This is a genomic window from Sphingomonas sp. Leaf357 (assembly GCF_001423845.1).
Taxonomy (GTDB): Bacteria; Pseudomonadota; Alphaproteobacteria; order Sphingomonadales; family Sphingomonadaceae; genus Sphingomonas.
Map to the genome: position 1 here is coordinate 672,885 of NZ_LMPM01000001.1, position 17,187 is coordinate 690,071.

Consider the following 17,187-nt stretch of genomic DNA (forward strand, 5'->3'; position numbering starts at 1 on the left):
TGGACCGGCACGCGACCCGGTCGGCCAAAGACGTCACCCAAGCACCGGTACGATCCAGCCTGTTCCTATTTCGCGGCGTCAATCGGCGGCGTCACGAGGGAACTGCGTCTCTCACGAAGGTCCACGATCGTGACGACTGGTCCACCGACGCGCCCCGGCACCGGGGTGAAGGTCATCCCAGCCGATCTTTCGGCAATCAGCGCGCGGTAGGCAGCGTCTTCGTTGGGAAACAGGCCACTTTCCTGGCGATACCGATCCGCTTGGCTGAGGATCGCGAAATCGAGCCGACAATCTGCGCGGCGTGCCGGGGGCAAGGTGCCATAGTCGAGATTGGATCGCCCGCCGCGGGCCATCTCGATCACGGCATAATTCGCGCGCCCGTGGATCAGCGCGACCACATCGACACAGCCCGCATTTCCCATCGGGAACAGCACATGCCAGGGCTGCCCGATCAGATCGAAGGCGTTATGTTCGATCAACACCCGGCTGCCGGGCGGAATGTTCTTCAATGCCCAAGCGGATGCCAATTGCCGCGTATCGTTCATGCGCGCGCGGCCGTCCGCCAGGGAACGTGCGCCGAGCGGGACCAGGGCGGCGAGAAGGACTGCCGTCGGCGCCCATCGAACCCAATTTGCCCGAATCTGCCGCGGCCACATCCCACCCAGCCGGATCAAACCCCAAGCTGCGACGATCGCGCCGATCGGCATGAGCGGTAGTGCCCAACGCTCCCAGACAAGCCGTTGTACACAGAACAGGATCACGAAGGCGATGGCGACCGGCATCAGGACGGCCATCGCTTGGCGATGGCGATGGAGTTGGATCGCGCCGAAGGCGACCAAGCACAAGCCCAACAGGCCGAACCCCGCGTGTAACGGACCGTCCAGATACCAGAACAGGTTGTACAAGACGCTCCCGCCATTTGCGCCCAGATGATAGGATTGACCCTCCCCCTGAATATTCTTCATCGCCGTGGCATGGTCGAGCAGAAGATAAGGTGAGACGACGAAGAGTATGATGATCGCGCCCGCGGCCGATCCCGCCAGGCGGAGCAGGGCAGCGCGGGGGGGCAGCGCCCCGGTTCGCACCGCGAAAATGGTCGCCGATCCGATCGCCAGGCTGGCCAGGGCGAATGGCCATTTCGTTGCGATCGCCAACCCTAGCCACAATGCCGCAAATCGATAGTCGCGCCATTTCCCGCCTTCGGCGATTGCTGCACACGACCGCAGGCAAAGCAGCATGAAAGTACAGGCCATCATGTCCGAGCGGATGATTTGCGACCATGTGACGTGCACCGGATTGATCGCCAGCAACGCTGCGGCCGCGATCCCCGCCCGGGGCCCGAAAAACCGGTTCGCCAGCGACCAGGTCAACCAGATCGTGGCCAGGGCAAACAATATCATCGCCACCCGACCGGGAAGAATGATCCAACTGGGATCGGCATAGACCATCGTCCCGAACTGCCGCGCCGATTCGGCACGCCCGGTCACAAGCGCGAACGCGAACACCGCTGCATCGATGACGGCGAGCAAATACATCGTCGTGGTGGCGGGGTGGCCGAACCAGCCGGGATTCAGCGTGTGGCTGCGCAGCATGCGCAGCGCACCCATTTCGAAGATCAATTCGTCCGGGTCGTTCATCGCCGGCAAACCGAAGCGGATCGTGGCGATCCGCAGATAGAATGCGACGCACATTATGGCGAGCAACATCCAGCCCCGCCGGTCCGGTCCGAACGATGGCATTAAAGGCCTTCTACGATCAGGTCTGTGGTGCGCGAAGGGACCGGCAGCGACCGGCCGCCCAGCGTTACGCGATTTGCCGAACCACCGATCGTTGCGGCATCTATGCCGATAGTGTTGATGTGCAGACCCTTGGCGCTCCCGACGAGGGCAATGCCGCTCGCAAAAGCATTTTCTTGCCCGGACAGAGAAATCTTGACCGTCCCGTGGTCGCAATCGCGCAGCATCACGCCGCTCCCGCCAACGCGCGAGTCCGGATTGCCGATCGTCAACTCCAGTCGAAATCCGCTGCATTGGGCAAATGCCCCAGGCCTCGCATGTTCCAGGATCTTGAGGCCACTTACCTGCAGACCGCGACTGGCGATCGCCGCGACACCGATGGCTTGGCCGCGAGCATTCGTGTTCATCGTGCCGGCAAGCTGTCCGCCAGTGACGCTCGCAGCGCCACGCATCTGCCGGAACCGCAAGGCGGCTTCGGCGCCAGGGGCAACCGCGACGTACGGATCGCTGATGTCGATCAAACCCTGGGGTGCCACGTCAAGGACATCGATACCGACCTGACCACATTGATCGATGATGGGCATGTGAATGTGGAGATTGATGTGCCCATGCCGCGCACGGGCTCCGATCGCCGCGCTCTGGCCGTCGATCCGGATACCGGTTGCCACGCCTGCGGTTTCGAAATCAGTCACGAAGGTATCGGCGAAAGCGCCTTCGAGCAAAAGGCCGATAGCATCCGCGACGGCCGGGGTGCCGCCAATCGTGGCATTGCAATTCCGCATGAACAGCGAGGCGTTGCCGCCAGCCAGCCCGATGTCGCGGGATCCATCGAGCAGGAAGCCGTGATAGCGCTGCATGGTCTGTCGACCCGGTAGCGATCGAAAGGCCACGCAATCGTTCAACGTGCTGCGGACGAGCCCGCATATGGCAAAACCAACGCCATGCTCGAATGCGCTTACCTGCTGAAAATCGGCGAATAGCAGAAACTGAGCACGCAGACCGGCCGGTAGCCTGGCACCCGCCACATCGACCGGCAGAGAGCGGTTCAGAGCGATCGACCGTATGGACACGTTCTGACAGAAATCGTTTACCATGGCCGGCGCGGCGGCAGGCCCCGCCCGCATTACATCCGCCGTGCCGCTGGTCACGATGATCCGGGTGCCCTGACGCGGCCCGGTTCCCCGAAAACCGCTCCCCTCGATGCAGCAAAATGGGCGATCCACCACGAAGGTGTCGGAGATGTAGTAATCGGCCGCAAGCAACCGCAGCGCCGGATGAGCGCGCAGACAGGCGCGGAGCGCGGGCAGGCTATCGCTGGCTGCGTCGCCGGGCACTGCACCCCACCATTCGGGATGCGCACAGGCGATCCGGCTGCGATTGAGGTCTACCGTTCCACCTCCAGTGAAGATCGATGCGATGGGAGCGAGCAAGCCCCCAAGCAAGGTCAGCGTTCGACCCGAAGCGATATCGATCGTTGCACCGGGCTGAACCTGTAGGTCGCCCTTGATCGTCATATTGCTCGTGACACGATGGATGCCGGGTTGAAGGATGAGACTTGCTGCCGGGGTGTCGCCCAGGGATGCCGGAACGGCGAGCGCAGGCGCGCCGAGAATGGCCGCCGATGCCGGGAGGAAGGCGCGTCGAGATATGCGGGGGCCCGTCACCCGCTGTGTCGCGAGAGTGCTGCTTCGCTCGTCGCGCTCACGGGTATCGGACGTTGAATGCCCGGCAGCAGCGGCCAGTCACGTCGATAGCGCCAACGATTTTTCCAGCCTTGGGCTCTGATGTCGACCCAGACGTCCCGTACCGTGGTCGCCGACAGAAAAATGGCGATCAGGATCATCAGGCCCGGACGCAAGAACATGCCGAGCCCAATGCTGAACTGGACCTCGACGGAGTGACCGACCAGGAAGCTGTCTCGAATGATCGGGGGAATGTAACCGATCGCGATGTCACCGGGCAGACAGAGAATGTAACAGCATAGGATGGCAAGCGGCCGACCGATGCCACGCCACGGTTCCATGAATACGAACAGGATGACCATCGTCTCGGTATAGCCGCCCGCTTCCGAACTGATGAGCGCCAACACGGTGCCGAAGAAGGCCACGCGATAGGCCGGAACGACCTCGGGCCTCAGCCATGTCGCTATCACCCCCACGATTACCGACACTTGACCGAAGAGCGTGAGCAGCGGCACGACTACCAATCCGATCTCCACCGTACGCGATCCGATCACGGCCGTCGTCGGGAAGGTCTCGCCCTGCAACAGGGAAATCAGCGGCTGATAGGTAACAGAGTACCAGATATCGAGCACCTGCGACGCGATGAAACCGCTGGAATAATCGGTGATGTTGGTCACGATCTCCCGCGGCGTGCCTGCGCCCAATATACCATAGCTCAACAAGTATATGATGACGGTCGACAGCAATGCACCTTCCACCCACAACCATCGACGTTTGAGCGCTTGGGCAGCAATCGCAGCGATAAGATAGACTTTGAAATTTACCGCGGCCCCGGCGAACATCCAGCGCAGTCGCGTGGACCGCAGCAACGGGCCATAGGCGAGAAGCATCGCCGTGAAACAGAGCAGCAGGATGTTGCCACGCTCCAGAGCGAACATCATCGGCATGCCGGTGGCCAACGCGAACGAACGCGGCAGCGCGGTGCGCCGATCGATCTTGAGATACGACATCGCGATCAACACGATGTTGAGGACGAAGATGGCATGCAGTGCCACCAGGCCGACCCAGTCACAATCCCGTGCCGGAAGCCCCTCGGCGCCGACATAGCAGCCTGCTTTTCCCAGCAGTCGGATCACCACGAAGGACAAAGGAGGATAAATCGTGCGCCAACTGTCGTAGGCGCCTTTGTCATGTGCCCAATATGCGGTGTTGAACCAGTCCATAAAGCTGTCGCTGGGTTCATAGAAAAACGGCTGCGGCAATTGGCCGTATGCGTACAGCCACCAGAGCGCACGGACCAACAGGGCCGCTACGGCAAGCCCCATGACATGCTCGAGCCAGTGTCCACGTCGCGATTGCGCGGCCCCGCTTGTCACGCCGCCTTGCCCATAAAGACGAGATGCTTCAGCGCGAAATAATTGACGATCGACACGATACCGGCCGCCAATAGCCCGGCCAGGTATGGCGACACGATAAATTGTGCAATTGCTGCAAGTGTAGCCAAGCCGACGAGATAATTTACGGCATAGGACAGCAAGAAACGCAATTTCGCCGGATCGGCATCGCGAAAGACATGCCGGCTATACGTCAGATAGTTGAACGCCACGCCGAGCGTGTGCGCAACAAGTTGCGCGGCATACATATTGAGACCCAGCCACACCAACAGCGCATACATGCCCAGACCGAAAGCGGTGTTGGCAATGCCCGCCTGGTAATAGCGCCACAATTCGATCAGTCGCTCGCGGGACATCCGCACGCTAATAATCCGTCGGGAAATTGACCCGCTCGTGTTCCAACACAAGTGGCGTGCCACGCGTACGTTCCGAGATTATTCGGATATTATCACCGAGAAGTCCAAGAAATCCGAACAAAAGCGCAAGTTCGGCCTGAATCACCGCAGCGATAAGCCAGCCGGCAATCGGTCGATCAAAAAAGAAAGCGAGCATTCCGCCGAACAGCATCACCAGCGTCATCGCGGCGCCGAACGCTCCGATATAGATCGGAATGCGCAGCAGTTTCTTGGAAGATCCCGCCAAAGTCGACATAGCGAAATCAAAGAGCGCGGTGAAATTGTTCTTCGATTTGCCCCCGGCGCGAAGCGGGCGATGAAAGGGGATCGTTTCGAGTTTGTATCCGGTCTCGACCAGCATGCCTCGGAAAAACGGCTCCGGTTCCGACAGCGCCCGGGTCGCGCGCACTACGCGGGAATCATAAAGTCCGAACCCGGTCGCCCCTGGAACGATCGGATAATCCCCAAAATTACGCGCCAGCCGGTACGATAGCGCCCGCATCGCGCGCAGAACGACGCCGTTGCTCTCCTCCTGACGAACGGCAAGCACGATGTCGGCACCAGCGCGCCACCGTGCAATAAACTGCGGCAACAGCGTAGGCGGGTCCTGAAAATCCGCGCACATGCCGATCACGGCTCGACCGCGCGCCTGATATATCCCGTGGGTCGGAGATCGCATCTGGCCGAAGTTGCGCGTGTTCACGATCAAACGCACGCGGTGATTTTCCGCACAGATCGCGCGAATGATTTCGACCGTGCGATCTGAGGAATGATTATCGATGAAAATGATGTCGTAATCGACTCCGAGTGGCTCGATCGCGGCAATCACCGCGGCGCAGATCGCCGCGGCATTTTCTTCTTCGTTGTAACACGGAATGACGACTGACACGTCGGGGCGTTGAAGACCGTTCATCGCCCCTCCCATACCTCCAGAGGCGGGCGGATGGAGTAGAATTCAATGGCCAGGCCGAGAAGCAGAATGACGATGCCGATCGCCAACGGCAGCGTATTGAACTGACGCGCCGTATCCACAAACGGCGGTTCAAGAATTCGGATATTGGCGCTGGACGTCAGGTCCTCGACCGAAGTGCCCTGAAGGTAACGCTTGTAGTTGTCGTACAGGCTCTGTGCGACATCCAGTTCACGGCGCAGCTTATCAACCTGGGTCGATTGGCGGACCACTCCGCCGACCGAACTGGTCTTGGACGGCGACGTCGAACGGGCCTCGGCCAGTTGGGATTGCAACGACCCGATCTCGGCGCGAACCTGTCGCACGCGAATATTATCGTCGGTTGCGAACTGACGCATGGCGCTCAGCTGAACCTCCTTCGAACGGATGATCGCCTCCAATTCAGGAATGCGATCGCCGGCGGCATAGATTGCGGCTTGCGGGCTACTGTACCGGGTCTGCAGACGGAAGCTGTCATAGGCGACCTGTGCCCGGGACAGCCGTTCGCTCGCATTATCTACCAGTTGGACGAGGATATCACGTTTCTGGATGGTTTGGCTGCGGGCCACGATCGCCAGCTGTTCACGCACGGCCTGCCCGTAAGCGGCAACGATGCGCCGCCCGAACTCGGGATCGCGTTGTTCGGTTTCGAACTGGATGATGCCGCCGCGCAACGCGCGTATGTCAACTTCGCGATCGAGCCAGCGATGGGTCTCGACCATCGACTTTTGTAGCGTCTTTTCCAAATCCAGCTGCTTGACCACGAGCGAACGGACATATTCGCTGCGCGCCACCTTTAAACTGACTTCGACCGCTGCCTGATTTCCGAAGACGTTGCCCACCGCGCCCAATTGGCCCAGCGTGCTGCTAAGACCCAGGCTGGCCGGATCGGTCGGCGTCAGGCTAACCGCCGCACGATATTCCTGAGGGAATAGGGTAAGGATACCGCAGATCAGAACAGCGATCGCAAGCAGCAATCGCCGCATCCAGCTGTGGCGGACGATCGGCAGTCGCGCGACCGTGCCGATGATGGAACGTGGTGGCCTCGTCATTGGACCGCCGCGAGCGCTGCGGCGGCGAAGCCGAACTGGAAGACAATCTGCGAGATGTCACGGATCTTCGCAAGCAGCGACGACGATTGCGTACGTACGGGCACGAAGATCGCATCGCCTGGCAGAACACGGGCGCTGAGCGCGCCACGGCGCTTCGTTAAAACCGACCCGTTTGCGCGCACCACGAAGATCGCGCCACGATCGCCGCCGCGGATCGGCCCGCCGGCTTGTTCAAGATAATCCTTCACTTTGCGAGGCTTGTCCGCGTCCAACAAGAATGACGCTGGACGATAGACGGCACCGAACACGCCGACCGTCGCCACGCGCGGCGGGATCACGATCCGATCATTGTTTTCCAGCAGCAAGGTGCCCGGCAAAGCCTGGTCCGCCGGTGCGAGATCGATCACCAGCCGACCATCCGGCTCCTTGCGACGAAGCTGATCGAGGAACGCTCGCGCAGCGGTCAATTGGGATTGGCGTTCGCCTGCGTCGATCAAGCGGTCGCCGTTGAGCGGCGCCGCTGCAAGCGACAATTCCATCTGGTCCACAGCCTCGAGGAAGCTCCGGCGCTGCTGCGCACGAACCGATTCCCGCGAGAAGCGCGTGCCGTAAACATAAGCGCGGGGCGTCAGTCCTCCGGCCATCTGAACGACTTGTTCCAACGGAGTATTGGGCGGTACGTAATAATTGCCGGGCTTGTTCACTTCCCCTTCCACGCGAACGATCGCCTGTTGTCTTTCCAACGGTCGCGCAAGCGTTCCCTGCGGCAGGATCTGCAGGATATCGCCGCCTTGCGCCGTCTCACCTGCTGCAGCCATGCGATCGATCTGTCGGCTGCCGACCGTATCCTGGTCGCTCAATCGATAGAGAATGACACGCGACGGATCGGCGACGTTGGTTGGGCCGCCGGCATTCGCAAGCATGTCTGACAGGGTTTCGCCCTGCTTGGTTTCGTAGATCGCTTCCTCGTTGACGCTGCCGATCACCGCAACCTGCTTGCCGAGAGCCGGGATGAATAGAACGTCCTCGTTTTCCAACAATGGGTCGTGCGAGCGATTGCCCCGACGCAGCAGGTCATACAGGTCGAAATCAGCTACTTCACGACCGTTGCGATACAGCTTGACCGACCGAAAGCTGCCGCCTGCCGAAGGGCCGCCGGCTTGCAGGACGGCATTGACCAGCGTCGACAGGCTGTTCACCGAATAGGCGCCCGGATGATTGGCGAAGCCGGTCACGTAAACCCGAACGCCCCGCAAGCTCTTGATCGAGACTGAAACCTCATAGCCGCGATATTTGCGGCCGACAGCGGATGCGATGCGATCCCGGACGTCGCGATAACGCACGCCCACCAGTGGGACCGTGCCCACATTGGGCAAAAAGATGTTACCGTCGCGATCAATTTGCGTGTCGACGCTGCCTTCGACCGATCCGGTCAACGCGATTGAAACAGTATCGCCGATGTTGAGCGCATAATCCGGCGGGATCGTAGACGTGGCGGGCATGGCAAAGTCGCGCCCGCCGGGGAGGAGGAGGTCGGCACCGAAGCGCTTGAGGTCGCGCCCCGTGACCTGCTTCGCCCAAGTCTCGAACTCACCGGGCTTTGCCGGCTGACGCAATCTCAGGCTTTCGAGATCCAGCAGCCCATTATCGCCGACGCGAGGGCCGTTGGTAGACGTATTCGTGTTGGTAGTGTCTTGGGTGTTGTTGGACGACCGATCCACGGAGATCGGCTCATAGATCGTCGATTGATTGTTGTTGGTGGCACTCTGGTTCTGATTCTGATTCTGCCCCTGATTGTTACCATTCTGAGACTGGTTCTGGCCCATATTGTTCGGGTCGAGGGGCGATCCGGTCGGTATGTTGCCGGAGCTGATCGTTTGCGCCGCAACCGGAACTGCGACCACAACCATCGCAAGCGCAGATGCGGTGGTGACGAAATGAACAACACGTCGCGCTAGCGAGCCGTTGGACTCTGCGTCGGAAACGGTCGGGGCGGTCAAAGTCATGAGATTGGTATGTCCCTTGGCGTTTCTGTAGCGCATGGTTTCGCCGTTCTATAGCTTGGTCAGCACGCGGAGCCAGCGTTTAGCGTATCTGAGGGGTTAGCTTCGTCCCATCGATGAAAGGGGCCGTTTCGAGCACCTGTCGATCAAGGGGGACGGATTGTATGCCATGGTCGCCCAGCAACCTGTCATACGCTGCGCCGTCGCCGACATAGCGATCCGGCACCGGGTCCGTTAATGCCGCACGCTTTACCGGCCCGCCGCCCAGCGAATCGGCGACGATGCAAGCGACGTCGTACAACTCCAAGGGCTGGCCGCCGCTGTCGAAGCGAACGATGCCGTCGCGTTTTTCCCCCAAAAGCGCGAATACGAGCGACAAGAGTTCGCGAATCGCCACATAACCGCGGATGACTTCGCGCGGGGCATTCACGGCGATCGGCCTGTCGGCGCGTGCATCCCGGATGAAGTTCGCGATCGCGTAAGAGTCGTGCTTGTTGATATATGGTCCGGTGATGTTGAAGATTCGCCCGATCACAGCGCGTCGTCCGTGTCGTTCGGCCCAAGCCGCAAACCGCGATTCTTCGTCGCGCTTCATTGCACCATAAAGCCGCATCGCCGGGCTCGCTGTCAAATCCTCGGCCTTGGTGGCGGCACCGGAAGAGGCGACAAACGCGGCTTCGACATCGATCCGGTCGAGGGCGGTCAAGACGGTATCGCCAATGGCCAGATTGGATTGGCGATAGGCCTCTTCGGTCATCGCTTCGGCGCGGTCCTTGGTCTGAAATGCGAAGTGCAATACCCAGACGCGGGCGGCCTCCAGTTTGCCCAGATCCTTCAGCTCGCGCTGTGCGACACGGCGCCCGTCGCCAAGCTCGATCGTTCGGGGCTTCGAGCCGTAGCAACTCACGCGAGCGTCGAACGCATCTCCCAAGGTCCGCATCAGCAGGTCGAGCGTAGCGCGTCCGATCCATCCGCTGGCACCAGTGATAGCTATGTGGCGATCGTTGTGTATCAACGCCTCTGCAACCGCGGGTTCAAGCATGGACGCGCTGCGCAACGATCAGGTCGGTCAGGGCCTGGAAACAATCGAACGTCGTGCACGCTTCCGGCACCCAATCCCGAGCCGCATAGCCGTACGACAGGAAATGGAAGGGAATGGCTTCAGCCCGGGCAACCTCATGGTCGAGTTCGCTGTCTCCGACGAATACGCATTCCTGAGCCGAGGCTCCGAGCTTGTCGAGAACTGCTTTCAGTAGGTCGGGTGCCGGTTTGGGCCGCAGACCGGTTTGGGTGCCGACGATGACCGCGAAATGATCCGCCAGACCGGTATCTTCAAGAACTTTTTCACACAATATCTGGGGCTTGTTCGAGCAGATCGAAAGAACGAAGCCCGCATCCCGCATCCGCTGCAGCCCGTCCGCGACGCCTGGAAACACGGTTTCTATCGGCGTGTGACGGATCTGATATCGCGCGCGAAAATCGGCCAGATCCGCGACAGGGTCGCCGCACGCTGGCCCAAGCAATCCGGCCACCATGTCCAAACCGCCGCGGCTCATATAAACACGCGCGGCGATCGGATCGATGGCATGGTCGCTGCGGCGTTCGACCAGAATTTCCGAAAGGATGTCGACGCAGACAGCACAGCTGTCGATGAGTGTGCCGTCCAGATCGAATATCACATGGCGGATCAACTCGCGACGGGGCATGGAGCCATCGCCTCGGCAAGTTCTTCACGCGAGAGAAACGGCGAGAGATCTTCGAGCGTCGGCGACACCATCGTGCCGTCGTCCAATTTGCGCGAGCTGAGCTTGGGCGCGAATTCCTGACGCTTGTCGATCATGACTTCGCACAATTGCGGGCCATCCGAATCCAACGTCGCGCGGATCGCAGCCGACAACTCTGCGTGCGTGCCGACCCGCGAAGCATTCAACCCGAAACCGCCGGCAAGCCGTGTGAAATCGGGAAATGTCAGCCCACTGTCTGGTCCGCAGCCGACGATATTGTCAGGGAAGTGGTTTTGTTGCGACTGTCGGATCGAGTGATAGCCGTCATTATTCAGCACAAAGATCTTCACGGGCAAATTGCCCCCAACGATGGTCTGCAACTCCTGCAAATTCATCATGATGCTCCCATCGCCGGCGAGGCAGATGATACGCCGTCCGCCCCCGGCATGATAGGCACCGATCGCGGCCGGCAGATCATAACCCATCGAGGCGCAGCCCGAATTCGTGTAGAGTCGTTGGCCGGGCTTGAGGTCGGCGGTCTGGAAAATGGTGACGCAGGCCGTGCCGTCGCCACTCACCACGATATCTCCCTCTTCGAGTTCGGCAAACAGCGCCTCTCCGAACACATAAGGATTGATGGGTCCTTCGGTCGTCCGATATTCCGGCAGAACGACAGGGTAAAGCGCCGCGCGGTCGACGCTGCGCTTGAGGAACGCCGCGCGAGCCTCGACTTGGTTGTTTGTCGGCGTTTCAGCACGCTCGGCCGCCGCGAAGAAATCGGCAAGGTCGGTGTGGATCGGCCGGTGCAGCGATAGCGTCGGCTTGTCCAATTCGGTCCGGTCGATATCAACCATGGCGATCCGCGCGTTACGGGCGAAGCTTTTCCAATTGTAGCTGATCTGGCGGATGTTGAGGCGCGATCCCAAAACCAGCACGTAATCCGCGGTCTGCACCGCGAAATTGCCGCCGCGATCGCCGACGCTACCGGGCCGACCGACATAAAGCGGATTGGTGTTCGGAATCGCATCGTGCGCGTTCCATCCGGTCACCACGGGGATACCGAACCGTTCGACAAAGCGCAAAAACGCCGCATGCTGGTTCGAAAGGCGCACGCCCGCGCCGACCATGACGACTGGGCGCTCCGCCGCGCAGAGTTCGGCCAGCAGTTCGGACACTTCACGGTCTAGCGTGTCGCCAGTGAGTGCGCCGAGTTCGGCAGCCGTATTGGCGGCTTCATCCTCGCGGTCCAAGCTGGCTGGGTCGAATGCCTCCAACTCGTCGAAATCAACCGGCGCCGCCTGTACGTCGATCGGTACGTCAATCCACACCGGCCCCGGGCGCCCGCGGCGGCAAAGATGGATAGCCTTCTCGACCACACGACGCGCATCCTTGGGATCGTCCAGCACCACGGCGTATTTTGTGATGCCGCGCACCATCGCGACGATATCGACTTCCTGGTCGCCGAGCTGACGCAACGCCAGCGGATAATTGAACGCGCAGGTTTCCCGTTTCACCTGACCCGACACGACGATCATGGGGATCGAATCCACATAGGCGCCGTAGACGCCGTTAAGCGCATTCACCCCGCCCGGACCGGTGGTGACGTTCACCGCCGCCGGACGATTGGATAGCCGCGCGTAGCTTTCCGCCGCGATCGACGCGGCCTGCTCGTGGTGGACAAACACTTTGTGCAGTTCGGTCGCGCGCCCAAGCGCGTCGTTGAGGTGCATCGCCCCCCCGCCGGTCAGCATGAAGATGTCGGTGACGCCATGTTTCACGAGCAGGTGGGCAATGAGATCGGCAACGCGCATTTTGGTCATGGTGTCAGGCCGCAACCTTCATCGCGCCCTGCTGGCGCTTTTCCATCATGGCGATCCGAGGCGCGTCTTCCGATGCAATCGTCTGATAATAATCGCGCTTGTTCTTGAGCCACAGCAGTTCGAACTCGATGGCGAGTTCCATGCCCGCGCGCGCGGCCGCCGGATCCTGCACCACCGTCGCATCAAAAATCACCTTTCGCGTTTCGAAGCGATCGAGGCGGGCCGACAGGATGCTGGAAAGCAAAGGGATCGAATCAGGGCTGACTCCGCCGCCGACGACCAATTCGAAATCGTTGTCGCGGCATACCTCGCCGACGCGCTTCACATAGCCGCGCATTTCATCCGAGTTCACGAAGTCGCGTTCGTGGCCCATAGAGCCGGCGAAATCGACCCGGCCGAAGACCATGCCAACACGCCCTTCCTTGGCGACCTTTGCCATCGCCTCAAGATGATCGAAAGTCTCACGGGTTTCGACGTTGAAAAGGAAGCTGACCTCGTCCTGCTCATCCCGCGGATAGACTTTGTCCTTGGCGGCAATATACTTGGTCAACGCATAGGGCGTCTCGATCATCGGAGCGATGATGTAATCGGCGCCGTAAATGCGGCATTCGATCAGATCGCGTACGGCTTCGCACCCGCCGATCTTGATGGCAACCTTAACGCCTGCGCGCCGCGCAATTTCCAGCAGACGAAGCAATTCGTCGACGCGGGTGCCCTCCGCTTCGAATTCTGCTTTCACTGCAAGAATTTTATGGTTGGCCTTTCCTTCTTCGAGGATTGCCAACATCCTTTTTTCGTACTTATTCACGTCAATCTCCAAAGAATTATATCGAAATATAAGAAAACAGATGAAAATAGGGCGGAGCCTTTATTAAGGTCCGAGCCGAGACAGCGTGAATTTTCGAAGCAACCGCTGACGCGCTGTCGTGGTCTTACCAGTCGCCGTGAGGGTCTGACGATTTGTCAAGCAAAGTCGCCCAGATATCCCGGCAAGGCCGTTCCGTGGCCGCATCGTGAATGCTTCGGCGCAAGGCGGAGGTCGAGTTCAACGACTTCACCAACGTAATTCTCCCAACGCGAACAATGTCGAGCCAGTCGTTGATCGCTCGAAGTAGCAGGCCTCTTGTTCAATTTTTTCCATCTATGTCAATCCCTCGGCCTTGATTATGAACCGCGGCCGCCATGCGGTTTCGCCGCGGCCGAACCGCTGGGCGAGCGCCTTGGCCATGGAAATCGCGCAGCTTCCCCGTTGAGGTGTAGAGACGACGATAGCGGGCATTAACGCTCAGTGGTGTGCTATACGGGCTGAGTTGGATATGGGGCGAAATGGCCATCATAAACGGGCATTCGGCCGGTGGTCGATGCCGAGGACCAGATCGTAAATTCGCCGTAACAACTCATCACAACGTCCCCGGCCCGCAGCCCGGAATGCGCTGTTAACGCGCCTGCCGAGTTGAGGTGTGCAACTTGCCTGCATGGCAAGGCGAGGCGCATTATCGGGGCATCGGTCCATTGTCGACATTTATCTCCATGTCCTTCAAAGCGCTGGACTACGAGCGATAAATAATTATCAGCGGCGTCGCATGTCCTCCGTAACATTAAATAATGGCCGCACTTTTGCGGCGGATTCGGCAACATCCATTTTGGATTCCGCGCGTGCGAACGGCATAACGCTTGAGTATAGCTGTCGCACCGGACGTTGCGGAATCTGCAAGGCGCCGTTGACGATGGGCGAGACGACGATCCTCCGATCCGAGGACGAGAGTCTCAGTGCGGCGGAAGCGGCCCAAGGCCTGATCCTCACTTGTTGTCGCGCCGCGATCAGCGACATCATGCTTGATGTTGAGCCGCTGGACCGGCTTTCCGATATCGCGATCAAGACAATGCCTAGCAGGATTGTGGCAATCGAACGCGTGGCGCCTGAAATCGTCAAGGTGGTGTTGAAGACCCCGCCATCTTCGTCAATGCGTTTCCTTGCCGGGCAGTATATCGATGTGATCGCCGAAGGTGTGCGACGTAGTTATTCTCTTGCAAACGCGCCGCGCAAGGATGGGATGCTGGAGCTGATCATCAAGCGCTATCGGGGCGGCGCACTGAGTGGCTACTGGTTCGAGCACGCTAAGCCCGGCGATCTGTTGCGGATCGAGGGGCCATTCGGCACCTTCTTCCTGCGCGACGACGGGCCGACCAACATCCTGTTCCTGGCCACCGGCACCGGCATCGCACCGGTCAAGGCGCTACTCGAAGAACTGGCAGCGGATCCCCAACGGGCGGCTCGGCATCGCCTGGACGTGTTCTGGGGCAACCGCCAAGCCGACAATTTCTGCTGGGATCCGGTAGAACTGGGGCTCGATATCGGCTTTCATCACCTGCTGTCGGGGACGGATTCCGCTTGGAACGGCCAGCGGGGGTATGTACAGCACGCCGCGCTCCATCGCGGGTTCGATCCCGGCGACACAATCGTGTATGCCTGCGGTTCCAACGCGATGATCGCATCCGCGCGGGCAGAGATGCTCAGTCTCGGTCTACCGCAGCAGCGCTTTTTCTCCGACGCATTCGTAAGTTCGAACTGAGGTCACATCGCATGAAGGCAGTCATCCTGGCCGGCGGGCTCGGCACGCGTTTCGCTGAAGAAACAAGCCTCCGGCCCAAACCCATGATAGAGGTCGGCGGGCGGCCGATCCTGTGGCACATCATGAAAATCTATGCCGCCCACGGCGTCACCGACTTCGTGATCTGCTGTGGGTATAAAGGCTATATCATCAAGGAATATTTCGCGAATTATTTTCTGCATATGTCGGACGTTACGTTCGACATGCGTGAAAACGAGATGATCGTACACGAGAAGCGCGCCGAGCCGTGGAAGGTGACGTTGATCGATACCGGCGACGAGTCCCAGACCGGCGGTCGGCTGAAGCGTGTCGCGGATTATGTGAAGGACGAAGAATTCTTCTTCTTCACCTACGGCGACGGGGTCGGCGACATCGACATCACCGCATCGATCGTGTTCCACAAAGCCCATGGCAAGGCGGCGACGTTGACGGCCACCTATCCGCCGGGGCGCTTCGGCGCGCTGAACATTGAGGATGGCCGCGTCGAGAATTTCCTGGAAAAGCCACAAGGCGACGGGGGCATGATCAATGGCGGCTTTTTCGTCCTCAGCCCCAAAGTGCTCGACTATATCGAGGGCGATGAAACTTTGTGGGAACAGGAACCGCTGCGCAATCTAGCGCAGGAGGGCGAATTGATGGCTTACGAGCATCACGGCTTCTGGCAACCGATGGATACCCTGCGCGAGAAGCAGATGCTCAACAGCCTGTGGGAAAGCGGCAAGGCCCCTTGGTGCGTGTGGTGACGGCGTCCGTCGATCCTGATTTCTGGGCCGGCAAGCGGGTTTTCATAACTGGACACACCGGCTTCAAAGGAAGCTGGACGTCGCTGTGGTTGCAGAAGATGGGCGCGCAGGTGACCGGTTTCGCCTTGGCACCGCCGACCAGCCCGGCATTGTTCGATGTGGCAAACGTCGCGGCAGGCATGACGTCGATCATCGGTGACATCCGAGACCGCGACGTGTTGGAACAGGCGCTGGTCGGTGCCGCCCCTGAGATCGTGTTGCATATGGCTGCGCAGCCGCTGGTGCGTGCTTCCTATGATGATCCGGTTGGAACCTATGCCACCAATGTCATGGGCACCGTCCATCTCCTCGAGGCCGTGCGCAAGGCCCCGCAGGTACGGGCTGTATGTGTCGTGACTACCGACAAATGCTACGAGAATCGCGAATGGGTGTGGGGGTATCGCGAAGAGGAAGCGATGGGCGGTTATGACCCATATAGCAATTCCAAGGGCTGCGCCGAGCTCGTCGTTTCCGCTTATCGCAGCTCGTTCTTCCAAGGCAGCACAACGGCAGTCGCCTCGGGACGCGCGGGAAATGTGATCGGCGGTGGCGATTGGGCGGCTGATCGCCTGATTCCGGATATCCTGCGCAGCGTCGCCGATGGGCAGCCCGTGCCGATCCGCAATCCGCTGGCCATCCGGCCATGGCAGCATGTGTTGGAACCCGTATCGGGTTATCTCGTTCTCGCTCAAGCGCTCTGCAACGCTCCGGCGGCAGCAGCCGAAGCGTGGAACTTCGGCCCGCGCGACGACGATGCACGCCCCGTTCAATGGATCGTCGAACGGCTGTGCGAGCTTTGGGGCGACGGTGCCGGCTGGACGCGTGACGAAGGTGTTCAGCCTCATGAAGCCCGCTATCTCAAACTTGACATTTCCAAGGCTCGTAGCGGTTTGGGATGGCAGCCGCGTTGGACACTGGCCGATGCGCTGGACAGCATCGTTGCATGGCATCGCGCTTGGTTATCCGGTGCCGACATGCATCATCATTGCAATGCAGAGTTGGAGCGCTTCGTGGGTGCTCACATCGACTAATTGATAT

At 60.1% G+C, this 17,187-nt stretch carries 15 protein-coding genes; 4 read left to right on the plus strand and 11 right to left on the minus strand.

Annotated elements, in window-relative coordinates:
• Positions 1–65 precede the first annotated feature (65 nt).
• Positions 66–1,448 (minus strand): ArnT family glycosyltransferase, encoded by a 1,383-nt coding sequence (locus tag ASG11_RS03235; protein ID WP_236697361.1) that lies wholly within the window; start codon positions 1,446–1,448, stop codon positions 66–68.
• 67 nt (positions 1,449–1,515) lie between these two features.
• Here ASG11_RS03235 and ASG11_RS18945 point away from each other — a divergent pair, with 67 nt between their 5' ends.
• Positions 1,516–1,677, plus strand: a complete 162-nt coding sequence (locus tag ASG11_RS18945) for a hypothetical protein (RefSeq protein ID WP_168371686.1) — start codon at positions 1,516–1,518, stop codon at positions 1,675–1,677.
• 61 nt (positions 1,678–1,738) lie between these two features.
• Here ASG11_RS18945 and ASG11_RS18950 read toward each other — a convergent pair whose 3' ends face one another.
• The 10 genes from ASG11_RS18950 to ASG11_RS03285 are packed head-to-tail and all read right to left on the minus strand — an operon-like array spanning position 1,739 to position 13,563.
• On the minus strand, positions 1,739–3,400 hold the full coding sequence (locus tag ASG11_RS18950) for a hypothetical protein (RefSeq protein ID WP_168371687.1): 1,662 nt from the start codon (positions 3,398–3,400) through the stop codon (positions 1,739–1,741).
• Positions 3,397–4,743, minus strand: coding sequence for a hypothetical protein (locus tag ASG11_RS03245; RefSeq protein WP_055775116.1), 1,347 nt, complete (start codon positions 4,741–4,743; stop codon positions 3,397–3,399). The genes ASG11_RS18950 and ASG11_RS03245 overlap by 4 nt, the downstream gene beginning before the upstream one ends.
• A gap of 47 nt (positions 4,744–4,790) precedes the next feature.
• Positions 4,791–5,168: a GtrA family protein gene (locus ASG11_RS03250; RefSeq protein ID WP_055775119.1), complete on the minus strand. Its 378-nt coding sequence runs from the start codon at positions 5,166–5,168 to the stop codon at positions 4,791–4,793.
• Between the two features lie 7 nt (positions 5,169–5,175).
• Positions 5,176–6,120: a glycosyltransferase family 2 protein gene (locus ASG11_RS03255; protein WP_082472770.1), complete on the minus strand. Its 945-nt coding sequence runs from the start codon at positions 6,118–6,120 to the stop codon at positions 5,176–5,178.
• Complete coding sequence (locus ASG11_RS03260; RefSeq protein ID WP_055775125.1) at positions 6,117–7,208, minus strand: hypothetical protein; 1,092 nt, start codon at positions 7,206–7,208, stop codon at positions 6,117–6,119. The genes ASG11_RS03255 and ASG11_RS03260 overlap by 4 nt, the downstream gene beginning before the upstream one ends.
• Positions 7,205–9,250 carry an SLBB domain-containing protein gene (locus tag ASG11_RS03265; RefSeq protein WP_082472561.1) on the minus strand — a complete coding sequence of 682 codons (2,046 nt, stop codon included), beginning with the start codon at positions 9,248–9,250 and terminating at the stop codon, positions 7,205–7,207. The genes ASG11_RS03260 and ASG11_RS03265 overlap by 4 nt, the downstream gene beginning before the upstream one ends.
• Before the next feature lie 43 nt (positions 9,251–9,293).
• A complete protein-coding gene (locus ASG11_RS03270) occupies positions 9,294–10,253 on the minus strand; it encodes an NAD-dependent epimerase/dehydratase family protein (protein ID WP_082472562.1) in 960 nt (319 codons plus the stop codon).
• Positions 10,246–10,917, minus strand: coding sequence for an HAD family hydrolase (locus ASG11_RS03275; RefSeq protein WP_055775134.1), 672 nt, complete (start codon positions 10,915–10,917; stop codon positions 10,246–10,248). The genes ASG11_RS03270 and ASG11_RS03275 overlap by 8 nt, the downstream gene beginning before the upstream one ends.
• A complete protein-coding gene (locus tag ASG11_RS03280; protein ID WP_201781259.1) occupies positions 10,899–12,755 on the minus strand; it encodes a thiamine pyrophosphate-binding protein in 1,857 nt (618 codons plus the stop codon). The genes ASG11_RS03275 and ASG11_RS03280 overlap by 19 nt, the downstream gene beginning before the upstream one ends.
• A 4-nt stretch (positions 12,756–12,759) precedes the next feature.
• Complete coding sequence (locus tag ASG11_RS03285) at positions 12,760–13,563, minus strand: aldolase/citrate lyase family protein (protein ID WP_082472771.1); 804 nt, start codon at positions 13,561–13,563, stop codon at positions 12,760–12,762.
• A gap of 775 nt (positions 13,564–14,338) precedes the next feature.
• On the opposite strand from ASG11_RS03285, the gene ASG11_RS03290 reads away from it, so the two are divergent.
• Genes ASG11_RS03290 through rfbG form a run of 3 tightly spaced genes read left to right on the plus strand, consistent with a single transcriptional unit; the run spans position 14,339 to position 17,180 of the window.
• Complete coding sequence (locus ASG11_RS03290) at positions 14,339–15,328, plus strand: FAD-binding oxidoreductase (protein WP_055775142.1); 990 nt, start codon at positions 14,339–14,341, stop codon at positions 15,326–15,328.
• 11 nt (positions 15,329–15,339) lie between these two features.
• On the plus strand, positions 15,340–16,110 hold the full coding sequence (gene rfbF / locus ASG11_RS03295; protein ID WP_055775145.1) for a glucose-1-phosphate cytidylyltransferase: 771 nt from the start codon (positions 15,340–15,342) through the stop codon (positions 16,108–16,110).
• The gene (gene rfbG / locus ASG11_RS03300) at positions 16,107–17,180 is read left to right on the plus strand and encodes a CDP-glucose 4,6-dehydratase (RefSeq protein ID WP_236697362.1); all 1,074 of its coding nucleotides are present in this window, start codon (positions 16,107–16,109) and stop codon (positions 17,178–17,180) included. The genes rfbF and rfbG overlap by 4 nt, the downstream gene beginning before the upstream one ends.
• Positions 17,181–17,187: the final 7 nt, after the last annotated feature.

Excerpts from the sequence above, each read along its gene's own strand:
- ASG11_RS03235 (WP_236697361.1), bottom strand. The coding sequence starts at position 1,448 with ATGGTCTATGCCGATCCCAGTTGGATCATTCTTCCCGGTCGGGTGGCG.
- ASG11_RS18945 (WP_168371686.1), top strand. The coding sequence starts at position 1,516 with ATGACGGCGAGCAAATACATCGTCGTGGTGGCGGGGTGGCCGAACCAG.
- ASG11_RS03245 (WP_055775116.1), bottom strand. The coding sequence starts at position 4,743 with ATGGGGCTTGCCGTAGCGGCCCTGTTGGTCCGTGCGCTCTGGTGGCTG.
- ASG11_RS03250 (WP_055775119.1), bottom strand. The coding sequence starts at position 5,168 with ATGTCCCGCGAGCGACTGATCGAATTGTGGCGCTATTACCAGGCGGGC.
- ASG11_RS03255 (WP_082472770.1), bottom strand. The coding sequence starts at position 6,120 with ATGAACGGTCTTCAACGCCCCGACGTGTCAGTCGTCATTCCGTGTTAC.
- ASG11_RS03260 (WP_055775125.1), bottom strand. The coding sequence starts at position 7,208 with ATGACGAGGCCACCACGTTCCATCATCGGCACGGTCGCGCGACTGCCG.
- ASG11_RS03265 (WP_082472561.1), bottom strand. The coding sequence starts at position 9,250 with ATGCGCTACAGAAACGCCAAGGGACATACCAATCTCATGACTTTGACC.
- ASG11_RS03270 (WP_082472562.1), bottom strand. The coding sequence starts at position 10,253 with ATGCTTGAACCCGCGGTTGCAGAGGCGTTGATACACAACGATCGCCAC.
- ASG11_RS03275 (WP_055775134.1), bottom strand. The coding sequence starts at position 10,917 with ATGCCCCGTCGCGAGTTGATCCGCCATGTGATATTCGATCTGGACGGC.
- ASG11_RS03280 (WP_201781259.1), bottom strand. The coding sequence starts at position 12,755 with ATGACCAAAATGCGCGTTGCCGATCTCATTGCCCACCTGCTCGTGAAA.
- ASG11_RS03290 (WP_055775142.1), top strand. The coding sequence starts at position 14,339 with ATGTCCTCCGTAACATTAAATAATGGCCGCACTTTTGCGGCGGATTCG.
- rfbF (WP_055775145.1), top strand. The coding sequence starts at position 15,340 with ATGAAGGCAGTCATCCTGGCCGGCGGGCTCGGCACGCGTTTCGCTGAA.